Genomic DNA, 15,841 nt, shown 5'->3' with positions numbered 1-15,841 from the left:
AGTCCTTCGATGGATGCTGACGCGAGGGCACGCGCCGCACACCTATTGCCGCTGACGAAGAAACACAAACGTGGTCGGCGGCATTCCGCACCGATGAATTCCGCCCATCCCCGCGGTCCCCACATCGAACGCGACGACCACGCATCCCCGGGAGGGTCCATGACCGCCATCTACACCTTCGACGTCTTCAGTAGCCTCGACGGCTTCGGCGGCTACCGCGCGGGCGACTGGGGCGGGTACTGGGGCAAGCACGGCCCCGAATTCCTCGACCACCGCCTCGCGCAGTACGAGCACGATCAGCGAATGGTGTTCGGCGGCAATGCCTACCGGGACTTCGCCGCCATGCTCGGGCCGGACGCCGTCGAGACGGCCGACCCGTGGGTCGCCCGGATGCGGCAGCTGCCGGCCACCGTGGTGTCGCGTACGCTGCGCGGCCCGCTGGACTGGCCGGACGCCACGCTCGCCGCCGGTGACGCCGTCGAGGTGGTCACCCGGCTCAAGGAGGAGTCCGACGTGCCGTTGCGCTCGCACGGCAGTCCGTCGATGAACCGGGCACTGCTGGCCGCCGGACTCGTCGACCGCATCCAGGTCACCCTGTTTCCCGTCCTCACCGGCCGCACCGGGGACCTGCCGATCTTCCGCGGCGCGGCCGACGCCGACCTCGACCTGATCGAGAGCCGTACGCTCGACGGCCGGATCACCGAACTCGTTCACCGGCCGTTTCTGCGGCAATGACGACGCGACGGCTGCCTCACGACGCGGACAGCGCGGCGACGAGCGCTTCCGGATCGTAGTCGGCGCCGCGGTTGTAGGGCAGCCTCGACAGCGCCGACGCCATCGCGCAGGTGTCCGACAGCGCGGCGAAGGTCAGTCCGCCCCCGATGGCCGCCGCCAGCCACTTGAGTCTCGGCACGGCGACGCTACCGAGCACCGAGCCGAGGACCACCGAGCCCGCGACCAGCCGCACCTGGCGTTCCAGTTCCCATCGCCGATGGCCGCGCTCGACGTCGAATCCGCCGGTCTCCCAGCCGCTGAGGCCGCCGTCGAGGACCACGCCGCCGTCGTTGCCGGCACCGGCCAGCAGGCGGCGGGCCCGTTCGGCGCGCTGACCCGTCCGGCAGACCAGCACCGCGTCACCGCCGACGCGTTCGGCCACGTCCCGCGTGCGCTCCTGCATCACGTCGAGGGGCACGTTGAGCGAGCCGGCGATGTGTGCGGTCTCGTACTCGGCCGGCGTGCGGACGTCGACGATGCGGACCGACCCCGAGGCCAGCCGTTCGCTCAGCTTCGGCGCGCTGATGGTGGTCACGATCATTCCCTTCGTCGTGTCGCTCAGGAAGCGTTTTCGGCGTGCGTCAGGAGGAACTTCGCGCGGTCGCGCGCCGACATCGCACCCCACACGCCGTGGGTCTCCCGCACCGCGAGCGCATGGCTGCGGCACGCGGTGAGCACCGGGCAGGACCGGCAGATCTCCTTCGCCCGCTCCTCGCGGGCCCGCAACCCCGTCCGCCCCGAGTCCTCCGGGAAGAACACCTCCGGCGGCAGTCGGCGGCAGCTCCCCCGGTACTGCCAATCCCACTCCTCGAGCAGAGGTCGAGGCGTCTGCCATGCACCGTCATCGATCGCCCTCACCCGATCGAGTCTCGCGACCGACGCGACGGCCGAGAAGAGATCGACTCGCCGTGAATCGAGCCCGCCGCACTTCGCGTCGGCACGAGTCGAATCGCCCCGCATGGCCGACCGACGCACCCCGCGCTGGTCACGACGGCACGCCCGTGCCCGGACTGACATCCGGGTCGACGACCGCGGAATCACCCGGGCGCCGACCACGGTTGTCTCGAAAGGATCGCGCACGACGAAAGCGAGCACCGTGTCTTCAGATGAGCAGTCCCTGCACCTCGCCGTCGCCCTGGACGGCACCGGGTGGCACCCGGCATCGTGGCGGGAGCCGTCCGCCCGGCCCCGCGAGCTGTTGACCGCCCGCTACTGGGCCGACCTCGTCGCGCACGCCGAGCGCGCCCTGGCCGACTTCGTCACCATCGAAGACGCGTTGGCCCTACAGTCCGACGACGGGCGGCACGCCGACGACCGAACCGACCGGGTGCGTGGACGCCTCGACGCGGTGCTCATCGCGGCGCGGGTGGCGCCGGGTACCCAACACATCGGCTTCCTACCGACCGCGGTCGTGACGCACACCGAGCCCTTCCACGTGTCGAAGGCCATCGCCACGCTCGATTACGTCAGCGGCGGTCGCGCCGGCCTGCGGGTGCAGGTGACCGCCGCCGAGGACGCCGCCCGGCACTTCGGTCGCCGCGACGTCACCCGGCTCACCGGCGCAGACCTGCTCGACGAGGCCGCCGACTACGTCGAGGTGGTCCGACGATTGTGGGACAGCTGGGAGGACGACGCCGAGATCCGCGACGTCGCCACCGGTCGCTTCATCGACCGCGAGAAGGTGCACTACATCGACTTCGAGGGGCGCTTCTTCTCCGTGCGCGGGCCGTCGATCACGCCGCGGCCGCCGCAGGGGCAACCCGTCGTCGCGGCACTGGCACACGGCGACCTCGCCTACGACCTCGTTGCGCGCAGCGCCGACGTCGGCTTCGTGACCCCGCGCGACGCCGCCGGGGTCACGGCGATCGTCGAGGCCGTCGCCGCACGGCGGGCCGCCGGTGACCCCCCGGTCCGGGTCTTCGCCGATCTGGAGGTGTATCTGGGCGAGACCGACGCCGAGGCCGCCGACCGCCGCGCCCGGCTCGACGAGCGTGCCGGCAGCCGCCCCGCCGGCGACGCCCACGCCTTCGTCGGCACCCCCGCCGGGCTGGCCGACCTCCTCGAGGAGTGGCACGCCGCCGGGGCCACCGGGTTCCGGTTGCGGCCGGCCACGCTGCCCGACGACCTGATCGCGATCGCCGACGGCCTGGTGCCCGAGCTGCAGCGCCGCGGGGTCTACCGCACCTCCTATCCCGGATCCACGTTGCGGGCAGTCCTGGGACTGTCCCGTCCCGCCAACCGCTACGCCTCGAGTCAGGATCACCGATGACCAGACCGCGCAAGCAGATTCACCTGGCAGCGCACTTCCCGGGCGTCAACAACACGACGGTGTGGAGCGATCCCGCGTCGGGCAGTCACATCGACTTCGACTCGTTCGTCCGCTTCGCCCGCACCGCGGAGCGCGGCAAGTTCGACTTCATGTTCCTCGCCGAAGGTCTGCGCCTGCGCGAGCAGAACGGCCTGATCTACGACCTCGACGTCGTGGGGCGGCCCGACACGTTCACGGTGCTGGCGGCACTCGCGGCGGTCACCGAGCGCCTGGGACTCACCGGCACCATCAACTCGACCTTCAACGAACCCTACGAGGTGGCGCGGCAATTCGCCTCGCTCGACCACCTGTCGGACGGTCGCGCCGCGTGGAACGTCGTGACGTCGTGGGACGCCTTCACCGGCGAGAACTTCCGCCGTGGCGGCTTCCTCGCCGAAGACCAGCGTTACGAACGCGCCGAGAGCTTCCTCGCGGCGGCACACGCGCTGTTCGACTCCTGGCGCGGTGACGAGGTCGTGGCGGACCAGGACGGCGGGACGTTCCTCTCCGATCCCCGTGCGGGCGAATTCGCCTACGCCGATGCCCACTTCGACATCCGTGGGCGCTTCACGGTGCCGCGCAGCCCCCAGGGCCGGCCGGTGATCTTCCAGGCCGGCGACTCCGACCGGGGCCGCGAATTCGCCGCGTCGGCCGCCGACGCGATCTTCTCCCGGCACGGCACCCTCGCCGAGGGCCAAGCGTTCTACGCCGACGTCAAGGGCCGGCTGGCAGCGCACGGTCGCCGACACGACGAGCTGCTCATCCTTCCGGCCGCGACGTTCGTGCTCGGGGACACCGACGCCGAAGCCGCCGACATCGCCCACGACGTGCGGCTGGCGCAGGTCTCCCCCGCCACGGCCATCAAGTTCCTCGAACAACTGTGGAACCGCGACCTGTCCGACCACGACCCCGACGGGCCGTTGCCCACGGTCGATCCGGTCGTCGGCGAGAACACCATCGCCCGCGGGCGCGCCAGCGTCCGCATGCACCGCGATCCGATCGCGACGGCCAACGCGTGGCGGGCCCGGGCCGAGGCGGAGAACCTGACGACCCGCGAATTGATCATCGAGGTCACCGGCCGGCAGAACTTCGTCGGCTCACCGCAGACGGTCGCCGACGAGATCGACCACCTGGTGCAGCACGACGCCAGCGACGGCTTCATCCTGGTGCCCCACGTGACGCCGGACGGACTCGACCCGTTCGTGGACCGGGTGGTGCCGCTGCTGCAGGAGCGTCGTGCCTTCCGCGCCGACTACGAGGGCACCACGCTGCGCGAGCACCTCGGGCTCGCCGCGCCGGTCAGCCCTTGAGCTGCGGCAGGACGTCCTTCTCCCAGCTGGCGAAGAAACCCTCGAGGTCCGGACCGATCTGCTGGACGTAGACCTCGTCGACGCCGGCGTCGAGGTACTGCCGCATCTGCGCAACGTGGGCGTCGACGTCCGGTCCGCACGTCACCGATTCGGCGACCTTCTCCGGCGGCACCAGGCTCATCGCGTCGGCGAAGTCGCCGGGGCGCGGCAGGGTCTGAGCGAGCTGGCCCGGCAGGCTTTCGTTGGCCCACAGCCGGTGGGCGATCTCGAGGCCCTTGTCGGCGTCGCGGTCCCAGCTCACCTTGGTGCCCGCCTGCACCGGCTTGCCCTGCCCTCCGGCGTCGCGGAACGTCTTGATGAGGTCCGCGTCGGCCATGTTGGTGCAGAAGCCGTCGCCGATGCGGCCGGCCAGCTCGGCGGCCTGCGGGCCGAAGCCGGAGACGTAGATCGGCACGGGCTTGTCGGGCAGCGTGTAGATCCGCGCCTCCTGCACCTCGTAGTGCTCGCCGTGGAAGCTGATCTCGCGGCCCTCGTGCAGCTTGCGGATCAGGTGAACGGCTTCTTCGAGCATGTCGAGGCGCACGCCGACCGAGGGCCAGGGATCGCCGAGGATGTGCTCGTTGAGCGCCTCCCCGCTGCCGACGCCGAGGACGAAGCGTCCGTCGAGTTGAACGGCGGCGGTCGCCGCGGCCTGCGCGATGATCGCCGGATGAATGCGGATGGTGGGACACGTGACCGCCGTCGAGACGGGCAGCGACGTCACCTCCGACAGCGCGCCGAGCACGCCCCACACGAAGGGACTCTGGCCCTGGTCGTCGTTCCAGGGGTGGAAGTGGTCCGAGATCCACAGGGAGTCGAATCCCGCGGCCTCGGCCCGCTTGGCCTGGTCGATGAGTTCCTTGGGGCCGAACTGCTCACAGGACAGGAAGTAACCGATCTTCGACATGACCGCCCGGTTACCCCCATTCGAAACCGGTAACCGACGCACCCGGAGAACGTCCGGCGGACGTCAGGGTCCGACGTAGGGAACCTGGCCGACGAGGTCGTTGACGTTCATCACCGAGCAGTTCGTCCCGCCGAAGCCCATTGCGCCGGCCGTGACGCAGCGCTGGAACGACCCGTCGCCGGCGATCGGCCCGTCGCACGTGGTGCCCCCGCCCCACGGGGTCCACCCACCCTGACATCCGGCATCCGCCGGTGCGGCCGTCGCGAGGGCGATGCCCCCGGCGGCGAGCGCGCCGGCCATGAACGCACCCATCGTCTTCATCGTCGACTCCTTCGTTTGCTGCGGATGAAGTTCGTGACGGGAGTGACGGAAGTTCACGCGTGTGGCGATCCACCGTGGCGCGCAGACAGGGCCAACCCCTCAGCCGGCTCGTTCGCACGTCAACACACCCATCGGATGACCGGGCGTCGACTCACAGCGACTCGACAGTCACCGTCGAGGATAGCGCCGCGAGCCGATGCCGACAATGGGCTAACTAGTTTGCTTCGCAAGGACTCCTACGCGTCGTCGCGTCGAAGCGGGGCGATGGCCGCGTGGCGGGTCGGCGACGACGGCTGGTCCGCCCCCTGGAGCAACGAACGCCGCCAGGCGGAGGTGTTCGCCGCACAACACACGCTGTGCCACAGCACCTTTCGTCTCCCATCGATGGCTCCAGACCGGGCGTGCGGCGCGAATGAAGGTGAAGCAGAACACGTGTGACCGATCTCGCGGTCGCCGAGTTTGGTCGCGCGAGCCGTCCTGCGCGACCATCGATGCATGAGTCGAGGACCGGCAGCCCGTCTGGCACACCGCTGGTGGCTCCTCCGCGCCTTCGGCCGCCACCCCCTCATCCGTCCCGTCGATCGCGTGCACGGCTGGGCGGTGCTGATCGCGGTCGCCGTCCTGATCGGCGCCGCCCTCGTCGCCGGCCGCTTCGCCGACGACGTCTACGCCGAGCGACTCGAGACCTTCGCGGCGGAGGCCGCCACCCGTCATCCGGTCGACGCGGTGGCCGTCCACGCGCAGCGGGTCCTCGGCGACGCGACCCCGCTGTACTCGGTGCGGGTGCGCTGGACCGCAGCCGCCGGACCCGATCGGGGACACCCGCAGGAGCGCACGCTCCAACTCGACCACGCCGTCGCCGACGGCCAGGCCGTGCACCTGTGGGTCGATGATCGCAACGACGTCACCCGGGCGCCCCGCACCCACGTCGACGCCGGCGCGGATGCCTTCGGCGCCGCGGTGGCGGCATGGTCGGTGGCTCTCGCCGTCGTCCTCGGAGCACTCACCGCGGTGCGTCGCGCCTTGGACCGGCGGCGCCACCGTGCCTGGGACGCCGATCTACTGCTGCTGGTCGGCGACGGCGGCGGCCGCGCGACCCGCTGAGGTCAGGGACGCAACGCGACCCGGATGCACCCGTCGGTCTTGTTCTTGAACATGTCGTAGGCGCGGACGCCGTCGGCGAGCGGGAGGTCGTGGGTGATCAGCACCGACGGGTCCAGATCACCCTGCTCGATGTAGTCGAAGAACTGAGCGACGTAGCGCTGGCCGTGCTGCTGCGCCGACCGCAAGGTCAGGCCCTTGTTCATGATCGCGCCCATCGGGAACTTGTCCATCACACCGAACACGCCGAGCACCGACACGATCCCGCCCTTGCGGCAGGCGATGATCGCCTCGCGCAGGCTCGCCGCGCGGTCGGTTTCCAGGCGCAGCAGCTGCTTGGCGCGGTCGTACGCCTCCTGCGCCCCGGTGCTGTGCGCCTCCATCCCCACCGCCTCGATCACGGCGTCGGGCCCGCGGCCGCCGCTGGCCTCGCGGAGCACCTCCTGCACGCTGTCGACCTCGGAGTAGTCGACGGTCTCGGCACCGAGCCGCTCGGCCAGCGCGAGCCGCTCGGGGATGCGGTCGATCGAGATGACGCGGGCGGCGCCGTTGAGCAGCGCGGAGCGTGCCGCCATGAGACCGACGGCGCCGGCACCCCACACCGCGATGACGTCACCACTGGAGATGTCGCAGAAGTCGGCGCCCATGTACCCGGTCGGGACCGCGTCCGACATGAACAGCGCCTGTTCGTCGGTGACGAAGTCCGGTACGGCGAAGCAATTCACGTCACCGAACGGCACGCGCACGTACTCGGCGTGCGAGCCCGCGTAGCCGCCGAACTCATGGGTGTAGCCGTAGATTCCGCCGGTCGCCGACCCCAGGATGGGTACCTGCAGCTCGGCGTTCGGGTTAGTGGTGTCGCACAGCGAGTACATGTCGTGATCGCAGTACCAGCACCGGTTGCAGGCGATGAACGACGGCACCACCACGCGCGTGCCCACCGTGGTCGACGCGACCTCGGCGCCCACCTCGACCACCTCGCCCATGAACTCGTGGCCGAAGACGTCGCCCTCCCGCATGCCGGGGATGTAGCCGTCGATGAAGTGCAGATCCGACCCGCACGTCGTGGTGAGCGTGACCTTGACGATCACGTCGTGCGGGTTCAGGATCTTCGGGTCGTCCACGGTCTCGACCGCGAGGTCGTTCACGCCGTTCCAGACCAATGCCCTCATGTCGTCCTCCGGTTCAGCGCGGCGACGTGCGCGCGCTCGGGTTGTGCCTGATGGTGGGGACCTCGCCGGTCTGCAGGAGCGCCCGGGCCCGGTACAGCGCCTTGTAGGTCAGGGCGCCCGTGAGCGGCCCCGGCCCGGGCGCGCTGACGTGCGCGGTCACCTCGGTGCCTCGATCGCCCGGTGCGTCGCGCAACCGGAGGTCCATGCCGACCTCCTTGGCGGGGTCGACGTCGACGTAGCGCAGCCGGTCTCCCTCGGCCGACACCACGCGGTCCCACGCCGCGCGCTCGCTGCCGTCGACGACGAACGTCCAGCGCAACCGGCCGGGCCCGACGTCGGCGACCTCCGCGACGTCGCCGAACACCACCGACAGCCGCGCGGCGTCGGTGAAGAGACCGAGCACCTCGGCACGCGACCGGGCGATGGTGATGCTCTGCGACCGCGGCGCGGACGTCGCCGCGTCGGACACCTTTTCGGTGACGGTGTGCGTCACCTTCTCGACCGCCTGCCGAACGTGGCTCTTGGCGTTGTCGAACACGTTCACACCAAACCTCCCTGTGCTGACGACGATTCGCGCCGGGTTCCGCCCCGGAGCTGCGGACGCACCGCAGGCCCCGGGTCGGACACCGCTCGCGGACCGGCTAGGTCTTGTCCGGGTCGATGGCGTCCTTGAGCTTGCCCATGACGCCCTTCTCGGTGCCGAACGACGGGGTGCGGGGTTCGCCCATCCCACCGTCGTAGGTGCAGTACAGCTTCGGGTCCGGCGGCGGACCCGACTGCAGGTCGCCCAGGGGCTGCGGATCGGCGAGGAACTGGCCGGTGTGCCGGCCGTCGGGCAGCGGACCGATCCAGCGGCCCTTGTCGGATTCGGTGCCGTCGGAGAGATGCCACAGCGTGCTGGCGTGCTCCTCGAATTCCTCGTCGAGGAGGTCGTTGGGCGCCACGACGCCCTCCACACCGTCGGCCTGCAGTTCCTCGATCGCCGCCAGCCACATGTTTTGGTGGTAGGTGTCGCGGGCGAGGTTGAACTTCAGCATCGCCTTGACGCCAGGGTCGTCGGTCATGTGCCACAGCCGCGCGGTCTGCACGCGGCCCTGCGACTCGGCGGCGACGTTGGCGCGGAAGTCGGCGAGCAGGTTGCCCGACGCGACGACGTACTTGCCGCTCCACGGCGCGCCCTGGCTGTCCGAGAGTGTCGGCGCGCCACCGGACACGATTGCGTGCTGCGGGTCCATGCCGCCCATCACCGCGGCCACGACGGGATCGCCGAGAGCGTTCATGGTGGAGTCGGTGGCGGGCGCGCTCTCGAGCAGGCGGGCGATCATCGTGGCGATCATCTCGACGTGACCGATCTCCTCGGTCGCGATGTCCATGATGAGGTCCTTGTACTTCCCCTTCATGCGACAGTTCCAGCCCTGCATGAGGTACTGCATGGTGACGGTCATTTCGCCGTAGGCACCGCCGAGCAGTTCCTGGAGCTTGCGGGCGTACACCGGATCGGGCTTCTCCGGCTTGACGTCGAATTGCAGGTAATCGGTATGGCGGAACACTGAGGACTCCCCTCGGTCGGTGGTGAGCGGTTCGTGGCAGCTACCCGGGCGTTTCGGGGCGAAACGGACGCGGTGGCGCGAAATGTTCGAGAGCTGAACGGTGTTCGCAATGTGGATCGGCGGCGCCGGGGCACCGGTTCGCCGACGCGACCGCGGCGGACGGCTGACGCGGAGCCTCCCGTGGGGTGGGGAGTTGCCGCTGCTGGGCGACGAGCCACTTTCCGAAGCGTCACCGGCAGCGACGTTTGGCGCGCGGCTCACCGGTCACCTCCATCCGTGGTGCGGACGTCCGACCGCATCGGGGCCTGTTCGCGGTGGCCGCCGGTGTCACCGACCGCCATGGGGACGCCCGGTGGCCAAACCCCCTCGGAAGCAGCCGGTTTCGTAGGAAGCGCGACGGTCACGGACTCCACCGCGGGACGCGGTGACTGACCGCCGTTTGCGGCCGCACGCCGCGGGTACCAGCGCCGCCATGAGTCACGGATCGCATCGGATCGCCGGCCCGTCCGCACTCGCCGTCCTCGCCGACCTGGGCTTCTCCTCAATCGCCGCCGGCGTGCTCGCGCGGCGCCGGCCCGTGGTGCGCCTGCTCGAACGGACCCAGGCCGACGCCCGTGCGGTCCGGCGCATCCACCAGTTGCGCCGACGGTACGGCCGCGGCCCCGTGGAACTCGCGCTGCCCGGGCGCCGGATCGTCGTGATCCTCGACCCCGCCGACGTCGGCCGCGTCCTCGACGGAGCCCCCGACCCGTTTCACCCGGCCAACCTGGAGAAGCGCAAGGCGCTGCAGTGGTTCCAGCCGCACGGCGTCCTGATTACCCGGGGCGCGCTGCGCCGCCCGCGGCGCGTATTCAACGAAACCGTATTGGATTTTGGATCCGAGCTGCACCACCTCGCCGGGTCGTTCACCGCCGTGATTGCCGACGAGGCCGGCCGACTCGTCGACGAATGCGCCACCGGCGGACACCGACTCGACTCGTCGGCGTTCACGAGGGCCTGGTGGCGCGCGGTGCGCCGGCTGACGCTCGGCGACCGGGCCCGCGACGACGAGGCCATCACCGACGATCTGCTGCGGCTGCGCAAGGCCGGCAACTGGTCCTTCCTGTCACTGCCGCACTACCGCAAGCGCGCGGCGTTCTTCCGCGCGCTCTACGACTACGCGGAGGACCCCGAGCCGGGCACGCTGATGAGCGCGCTCGCCGCCGTACCCGCGGCCGGCGCACTGGATCCCGTGGGTCAGCTGCCGCAGTGGCTGTTCGCCTTCGACGCCGCCGGGATGGCGTCGCTGCGCGCCCTGGCGCTGTTGGCCACCCATCCCGCGGAGATGTCCCACGCGCTCGAGGAGTCCTCGGATCCCCGGCAGGCCACCGTGCGCCCATTCCTGCGCGCGTCGGTGCTGGAGTCGGTACGGCTGTGGCCCACCACGCCGGCCATCCTGCGGGACACCACCGCCGACACCGAGTGGGGCGAGGGCGCCGAGCGCTTCACCGTGGCGGCGGGCGCCGGCCTGCTGATCGCCGTCCCCGCCTTCCACCGCGACCCCGAAACACTGCCGTACGCACATGAATTCGTCCCCGACATCTGGCTCGACGGACGCGCTCAACGACAGCCGCAGCTGGTGCCGTTCTCTGCCGGCCCCGCCGAGTGCCCCGGCCGCAATCTGGTGCTGTTCGCGACCAGCACCATGCTGGCGAACCTCCTCGACGCGCTGGACCTCGACCTCACCTCGGCACCGCGGCCGACGCCCGGCCGGCCACTACCGATGACCCTCAATCAACTGACGCTTGAATTCTCCGCCCGCCGGCGGCTGCCCGCCCTCGTCCCTGACACGGTGACGACCGCCCGAACGGAGTCGCCATGACCGCCATGCCCGTGAACCTCGCCGCGGTGCGGCGCCGCCATGTTGGGGACGCCAAGGTGGCACCACCGTCCACGCCGCACACGCTGCCCGTCCCGCCGTTGACGTCGGCGTTGCGCGCCATCGCCCATCAGGCGATGACCTCGAGGCGCGCATCGACGGGCGCCGGGGTGACGCTGCTGACCACCACGGGCCGCCGGATCACGTCGGTGGGCAGCGACCGGGTGGCCGAGCGCGTCAACGCGCTGCACGATGCCTGCCAGGACGGTCCGTTCGCCGACGCCTGGACACGACGCCGCGTCGTGCGGGTACCGGACATCACCGCGGACGCCGCCGGCGCCTGGACCGCTCGGGCCCGTGACCTCGGGCTGCGTAGCGTCCTGGCGGCGCCGCTGGCCACGGCGGACCGGCTGCTCGGAGTGCTCGCCGCGTGGGCACCGGTCGCCGGCGCCTACGAAGAGCGCGACGCGGCGGCGTTCGAGCGCTTCGCCTGCTCGGCGGCCGCACTGATCGACGTCGTCCAGACGACGTCGGCCGCGCACTTCCCCGTCCTGGGGCTCTGACGGTCGCAGCGCTCAGCGGTTGCGGGTGGCCGTGCTGGGATCCTCACCTCGGGTCAGCGGCGGCATGTGTTCGAGTGCCCCCGCCGCGCGGGCCAGCGCGCCGCTGAGGACGCGGCCGGTGCCGCTCACCGGAGGCGACGCGTGCCGGGCCAGGTGATCGAGCCGGTCGCGACTGCGGTCGAGCACGGTGAGTGGCAGCGCCGCGACGACGTTGCCGGGTGGGCGCCGGGCCACCACGGGGTGTGGCCGGGTCGGCGCCGTCCGCCGGACCGCCTCCCACGCCAGCCCCAAACCCACGAGCGTCCGCTGCGACGCGACGGCTTGCAACCGGGGCAGCAGCTCGTCCTCCTCGTCGCGGACGTCGTCCCGCAGCACCTCGGTGATCCGGGACCACAGCGCGCGGTACGGCTCGCCATCGGGGTCGAGACACTCCAGCTCGGTGAACATCTCGTTGATCTGCTGGTGCTCCTGCTCGATGCGCAGCGTCAGCGCCGGCCCGTCGGGCAGCATCCGGCGCAGCGCGGGCCACAGCACGGACTCCTCGGCGAAGGCGTGCGGGAAGACCAGCCGGCACAGCGCGGTGACGAGATCCTGCCGGTGCGCACCCGACGCGGCGTCGATCGCGTGCAGCAGCCGGTCCAGCTCGACGTGGTCGCGCTTCTGTCGGACGAGGACACTGGCCGGTCCGCCGAGTTCCGCCTCGCTCTGGTTCGCCAACGACGTGGTCATGTCACGTCCCCTTTCCGTCGCCCGGGGCTGCCCGGTGGCGTCGGGGTCAAACCCGGATGCGTGCACCGAGAGTCGTTGCCGCCGCTGCGGTGTCCCGCATCACATCGGATGGCGAGGTGTGGGAGGCCTCATGCCCGAGGAACTTGCACGGCAAGTGTTTAGTCGTACTATGTAACGAGTCGCTGCCGTGCAGCGCCCCCGTCCCTGGTCCGTCCCGCCGGCCGCCACGTCGGCGCCCTTCGGCATGGCCGAATCGATGCGAACGAACGGTGACACGATGACCCGCGCGAACACCGCCGCATGACAGCGCCCACGCACGACGCGCCGACCGACCCCTTCCGGAGCCCGGAGAACCGCAACCGGCCGGCGATCCCACGACTCATCCGCATGCTCGCCGTCCCGGTCATCATCGGCTGGATCGCGATCATCGCCGTGCTGAACGTCGTCGTCCCGCAACTCGAGGACGTCGGCAAGATGCGGTCGGTGTCGATGACGCCGGACGAGGCGCCGTCGATGATCGCGATGAAACGCGTCGGGCAGGTCTTCGGCGAGTTCGACTCGAACAGCTCCGCCATGGTGGTGCTCGAGGGCCAGGACGCCCTCGGCGATGCAGCGCACCAGTTCTACGACCAGATCATCGCCAAGCTGCAGGCCGACGACCGGCACGTCGAACACGTGCAGGACATGTGGAGCGACCCGCTGACCGCGTCGGGTTCGCAGTCCTCCGACGGCAAGGCCGCCTACGTGCAGGTGTATCTGCGCGGCAACCAGGGCGAGTCGCTGGCCAACGAATCGGTCGAGGCCGTCCACCAGATCGTCGAGAGCGTGCCCGCGCCGCCCGGAATCACCGCCTACGTGACGGGCGCGGGAGCGCTGGCCGCCGACCAGACCACCGCGGGCGACGAGAGCATGCGCCTCATCGAGGCCGTCACCTTCACGGTCATCATCGTCATGCTCCTGCTGGTCTACCGGTCGATCGTCACCGTGCTCATCGTGCTGGTGATGGTGGTCCTCGAACTGGCGGCGACGCGCGGCGTGGTGGCGTTCCTCGGCTACCACGACGTCATCGGGCTCTCGACGTTCGCCACCAACCTGCTCGTCACCCTGGCCATCGCCGCCGCCACGGACTACGCGATCTTCCTGATCGGCCGCTACCAGGAAGCGCGCAGCATGGGCGAGGACCGCGAACAGGCCTACTACACGATGTTCGGCGGCACCGCCCACGTCGTGCTGGGCTCCGGTCTCACCATCGCGGGCGCCACGTTCTGCCTGCACTTCACGAACCTGCCGTACTTCAACACGATGGGCATCCCCCTCGCCATCGGCATGGTCGTCTGCGTCCTGTCCGCCCTGACCCTCGGCCCGGCCGTGGTGACCGTGATGAGCCGCTTCGGCAGGACCCTGGAACCCAAGCGCGCCATGAAGGTCCGGGGCTGGCGCAAGATCGGTGCGGCCGTCGTCCGCTGGCCGGGCCCGATCCTCGTGGCGACGATCGCGCTCGCCCTGATCGGCCTGCTGGTGCTGCCCGGGTACCGCACCAACTACAACGACCGCAACTACCTACCGGCCAGCATGCCCGCCAACGCGGGCTACGCCGCGGCCGAACGGCACTTCTCCCCCGCCCGGATGAACCCCGAACTGCTGCTCGTCGAGACCGACCACGACCTGCGCAACTCGGCGGACTTCCTCGTGATCGACAAGATCGCGAAGGCCGTCGTCAAGGTGCTGGGCATCGGCCAGGTGCAGGCCATCACCCGCCCGGAGGGCAAGCCGCTCGAACACTCGACGATTCCGTTCCAGATCAGCATGCAGGGCACGACGCAGAAGCTGAACGAGAAGTACAACGCCGACCGCGCCGCGGACATGCTCAAGCAGGCCGCCGACATGGACACGACGATCGGCACCCTGGAGAAGATGTCGGCGCTGACCGGCCAGATGGCGGCGATCACCCACGAGATGGTCGCCAAGACCAAGGACATGACCGTCGACGTCGCCGAATTGCGGGACAACATCGCGAACTTCGACGACTTCTTCCGGCCGCTGCGCAACTACTTCTACTGGGAACCGGACTGCTACGACATCCCGGTCTGCTGGTCGATCCGGTCGGTGTTCGACACCCTCGACGGCATCGACACCATGACCGACGACATCCAGCAGCTCGTCCCGGAACTCGAGAAGCTCGACGCGCTCATGCCTCAGCTGGTGGCGCTGATGCCGCAGCAGATCGAGACCATGAAGTCGATGAAGACGATGATGCTGACCCAGTACGCCACCCAGAAGGGCATGCAGGATCAGCAGGCCGAGGCGTCGGAGAACTCGAGCGCGATGGGCGAGGCCTTCGACACCGCGCGCAACGACGATTCGTTCTACCTGCCACCGGAGATCTTCGACAACGAGGACTTCAAGCGCGGACTGAAGAATTTCATCTCCCCCGACGGAAAGTCAGTGCGCTTCATCGTCTCTCACGAGGGTGATCCGCTCACCCCGGAGGGTCTCGCCCGCATCGACGCCATCAAGACCGCGGCGAAGGAGGCCATCAAGGGCACACCGCTCGAGGGGTCGAAGATCTACCTCGCCGGCAGCGCCGCGACGTTCAAGGACATGTCCGACGGCGCGAACTGGGACCTCCTCATCGCCGGGATCGCCGCGCTCGCCTTGATCTTCATCATCATGTTGATCATCACGCGCGCCGTCGTCGCGGCGGTGACCATCGTGTCGACGGTGGCGGTCTCGCTCGGCGCGTCGCTGGGCCTGTCCGTGCTGATCTGGCAGCACCTCATCGGCATCGAGCTGCACTGGATGGTTCTCCCAATGTCGCTGATCATCCTGCTGGCCGTCGGCGCGGACTACAACCTGCTGTTGGTGGCACGGTTCAAGGAGGAGATCCACGCGGGTCTGAAGACCGGCATCATCCGTTCCATGGGCGGCACCGGGTCGGTCGTGACGTCGGCGGGCCTGGTGTTCGCGTTCACGATGATCTCGATGGCCGTCAGTTCGCTGACGGTGATCGGTCAGGTCGGCACGACGATCGGCCTGGGCCTGCTGTTCGACACCCTGGTGGTGCGCTCGCTGATGATGCCGTCGATCGCGGCGCTGCTCGGCCGGTGGTTCTGGTGGCCCAGGCTGGTGCGTACCCGGCCGGTGAAGTCACCGTGGCCCACGCCGCGGACACCGGAGCCGGCCACCGGCGCCTGACTGGTCGCACCGCC

15 protein-coding genes are annotated in these 15,841 nt (G+C 70.0%); 7 read left to right on the top strand and 8 right to left on the bottom strand.

Going from position 1 to position 15,841, the window contains the following annotated elements:
- The first annotated feature begins 159 nt into the window (after nucleotides 1–159).
- On the top strand, nucleotides 160–735 hold the full coding sequence (locus FZ046_RS17570) for a dihydrofolate reductase family protein (RefSeq protein WP_070351512.1): 576 nt from the start codon (nucleotides 160–162) through the stop codon (nucleotides 733–735).
- A 16-nt stretch (nucleotides 736–751) separates the two neighbouring features.
- Here FZ046_RS17570 and FZ046_RS17565 read toward each other — a convergent pair whose 3' ends face one another.
- On the bottom strand, nucleotides 752–1,315 hold the full coding sequence (locus FZ046_RS17565; protein ID WP_070351513.1) for a rhodanese-like domain-containing protein: 564 nt from the start codon (nucleotides 1,313–1,315) through the stop codon (nucleotides 752–754).
- A 17-nt stretch (nucleotides 1,316–1,332) separates the two neighbouring features.
- A complete protein-coding gene (locus FZ046_RS17560; RefSeq protein ID WP_070351514.1) occupies nucleotides 1,333–1,632 on the bottom strand; it encodes a WhiB family transcriptional regulator in 300 nt (99 codons plus the stop codon).
- 238 nt (nucleotides 1,633–1,870) lie between these two features.
- Between FZ046_RS17560 and FZ046_RS17555 the strand changes: the two genes are divergently transcribed.
- Together FZ046_RS17555 and FZ046_RS17550 are read left to right on the top strand one after the other, a co-directional pair.
- Nucleotides 1,871–3,043 carry an LLM class flavin-dependent oxidoreductase gene (locus FZ046_RS17555; RefSeq protein ID WP_070351600.1) on the top strand — a complete coding sequence of 391 codons (1,173 nt, stop codon included), beginning with the start codon at nucleotides 1,871–1,873 and terminating at the stop codon, nucleotides 3,041–3,043.
- Entirely contained in the window at nucleotides 3,040–4,392 is a 1,353-nt protein-coding gene (locus FZ046_RS17550) for an NtaA/DmoA family FMN-dependent monooxygenase (RefSeq protein WP_070351515.1), read from the top strand. Before FZ046_RS17555 ends, FZ046_RS17550 begins: the two co-directional genes overlap by 4 nt.
- Here FZ046_RS17550 and FZ046_RS17545 read toward each other — a convergent pair.
- Both FZ046_RS17545 and FZ046_RS17540 read right to left on the bottom strand, forming a co-directional pair.
- On the bottom strand, nucleotides 4,382–5,338 hold the full coding sequence (locus FZ046_RS17545) for a TIGR03557 family F420-dependent LLM class oxidoreductase (RefSeq protein WP_070351516.1): 957 nt from the start codon (nucleotides 5,336–5,338) through the stop codon (nucleotides 4,382–4,384). The genes FZ046_RS17550 and FZ046_RS17545 overlap by 11 nt on opposite strands.
- A gap of 63 nt (nucleotides 5,339–5,401) precedes the next feature.
- Nucleotides 5,402–5,659 (bottom strand): CDGP domain-containing protein, encoded by a 258-nt coding sequence (locus tag FZ046_RS17540; RefSeq protein ID WP_070351517.1) that lies wholly within the window; start codon nucleotides 5,657–5,659, stop codon nucleotides 5,402–5,404.
- Nucleotides 5,660–6,154: 495 nt separating this feature from the next.
- Here FZ046_RS17540 and FZ046_RS17535 point away from each other — a divergent pair, with 495 nt between their 5' ends.
- Nucleotides 6,155–6,763 carry an Rv1733c family protein gene (locus FZ046_RS17535; RefSeq protein ID WP_125939661.1) on the top strand — a complete coding sequence of 203 codons (609 nt, stop codon included), beginning with the start codon at nucleotides 6,155–6,157 and terminating at the stop codon, nucleotides 6,761–6,763.
- 2 nt (nucleotides 6,764–6,765) lie between these two features.
- Here FZ046_RS17535 and FZ046_RS17530 read toward each other — a convergent pair whose 3' ends face one another.
- The 3 genes from FZ046_RS17530 to FZ046_RS17520 form a co-directional block, all read right to left on the bottom strand.
- Nucleotides 6,766–7,932, bottom strand: a complete 1,167-nt coding sequence (locus FZ046_RS17530) for a zinc-dependent alcohol dehydrogenase (RefSeq protein ID WP_070351519.1) — start codon at nucleotides 7,930–7,932, stop codon at nucleotides 6,766–6,768.
- A gap of 13 nt (nucleotides 7,933–7,945) precedes the next feature.
- Nucleotides 7,946–8,476, bottom strand: coding sequence for an SRPBCC family protein (locus FZ046_RS17525; protein WP_070351520.1), 531 nt, complete (start codon nucleotides 8,474–8,476; stop codon nucleotides 7,946–7,948).
- 97 nt (nucleotides 8,477–8,573) lie between these two features.
- Nucleotides 8,574–9,482, bottom strand: a complete 909-nt coding sequence (locus tag FZ046_RS17520; RefSeq protein WP_070351521.1) for a manganese catalase — start codon at nucleotides 9,480–9,482, stop codon at nucleotides 8,574–8,576.
- 472 nt (nucleotides 9,483–9,954) lie between these two features.
- On the opposite strand from FZ046_RS17520, the gene FZ046_RS17515 reads away from it, so the two are divergent.
- A complete protein-coding gene (locus FZ046_RS17515; RefSeq protein WP_070351522.1) occupies nucleotides 9,955–11,343 on the top strand; it encodes a cytochrome P450 in 1,389 nt (462 codons plus the stop codon).
- Entirely contained in the window at nucleotides 11,340–11,903 is a 564-nt protein-coding gene (locus FZ046_RS17510; protein ID WP_070351523.1) for a GAF domain-containing protein, read from the top strand. The genes FZ046_RS17515 and FZ046_RS17510 overlap by 4 nt, the downstream gene beginning before the upstream one ends.
- A 12-nt stretch (nucleotides 11,904–11,915) precedes the next feature.
- On the opposite strand, the gene FZ046_RS17505 is transcribed toward FZ046_RS17510, so the two are convergent.
- A complete protein-coding gene (locus tag FZ046_RS17505) occupies nucleotides 11,916–12,632 on the bottom strand; it encodes a hemerythrin domain-containing protein (protein ID WP_070351524.1) in 717 nt (238 codons plus the stop codon).
- A gap of 300 nt (nucleotides 12,633–12,932) precedes the next feature.
- Between FZ046_RS17505 and FZ046_RS17500 the strand changes: the two genes are divergently transcribed.
- Nucleotides 12,933–15,827 (top strand): MMPL/RND family transporter, encoded by a 2,895-nt coding sequence (locus FZ046_RS17500; protein ID WP_070351525.1) that lies wholly within the window; start codon nucleotides 12,933–12,935, stop codon nucleotides 15,825–15,827.
- Nucleotides 15,828–15,841 lie beyond the last annotated feature (14 nt).

Source organism: Mycolicibacterium grossiae (genome assembly GCF_008329645.1).
GTDB classification, from domain to species: Bacteria; Actinomycetota; Actinomycetes; order Mycobacteriales; family Mycobacteriaceae; genus Mycobacterium; species Mycobacterium grossiae.
This window is presented reverse-complemented; position numbering and strand designations above follow the sequence as displayed.

Coding starts and splice junctions, on each gene's coding strand:
- FZ046_RS17570 (WP_070351512.1), top strand. CDS start 160: ATGACCGCCATCTACACCTTCGACGTCTTCAGTAGCCTCGACGGCTTC.
- FZ046_RS17565 (WP_070351513.1), bottom strand. CDS start 1,315: ATGATCGTGACCACCATCAGCGCGCCGAAGCTGAGCGAACGGCTGGCC.
- FZ046_RS17550 (WP_070351515.1), top strand. CDS start 3,040: ATGACCAGACCGCGCAAGCAGATTCACCTGGCAGCGCACTTCCCGGGC.
- FZ046_RS17545 (WP_070351516.1), bottom strand. CDS start 5,338: ATGTCGAAGATCGGTTACTTCCTGTCCTGTGAGCAGTTCGGCCCCAAG.
- FZ046_RS17540 (WP_070351517.1), bottom strand. CDS start 5,659: ATGAAGACGATGGGTGCGTTCATGGCCGGCGCGCTCGCCGCCGGGGGC.
- FZ046_RS17535 (WP_125939661.1), top strand. CDS start 6,155: ATGAGTCGAGGACCGGCAGCCCGTCTGGCACACCGCTGGTGGCTCCTC.
- FZ046_RS17530 (WP_070351519.1), bottom strand. CDS start 7,932: ATGAGGGCATTGGTCTGGAACGGCGTGAACGACCTCGCGGTCGAGACC.
- FZ046_RS17515 (WP_070351522.1), top strand. CDS start 9,955: ATGAGTCACGGATCGCATCGGATCGCCGGCCCGTCCGCACTCGCCGTC.
- FZ046_RS17510 (WP_070351523.1), top strand. CDS start 11,340: ATGACCGCCATGCCCGTGAACCTCGCCGCGGTGCGGCGCCGCCATGTT.
- FZ046_RS17505 (WP_070351524.1), bottom strand. CDS start 12,632: ATGACCACGTCGTTGGCGAACCAGAGCGAGGCGGAACTCGGCGGACCG.
- FZ046_RS17500 (WP_070351525.1), top strand. CDS start 12,933: ATGACAGCGCCCACGCACGACGCGCCGACCGACCCCTTCCGGAGCCCG.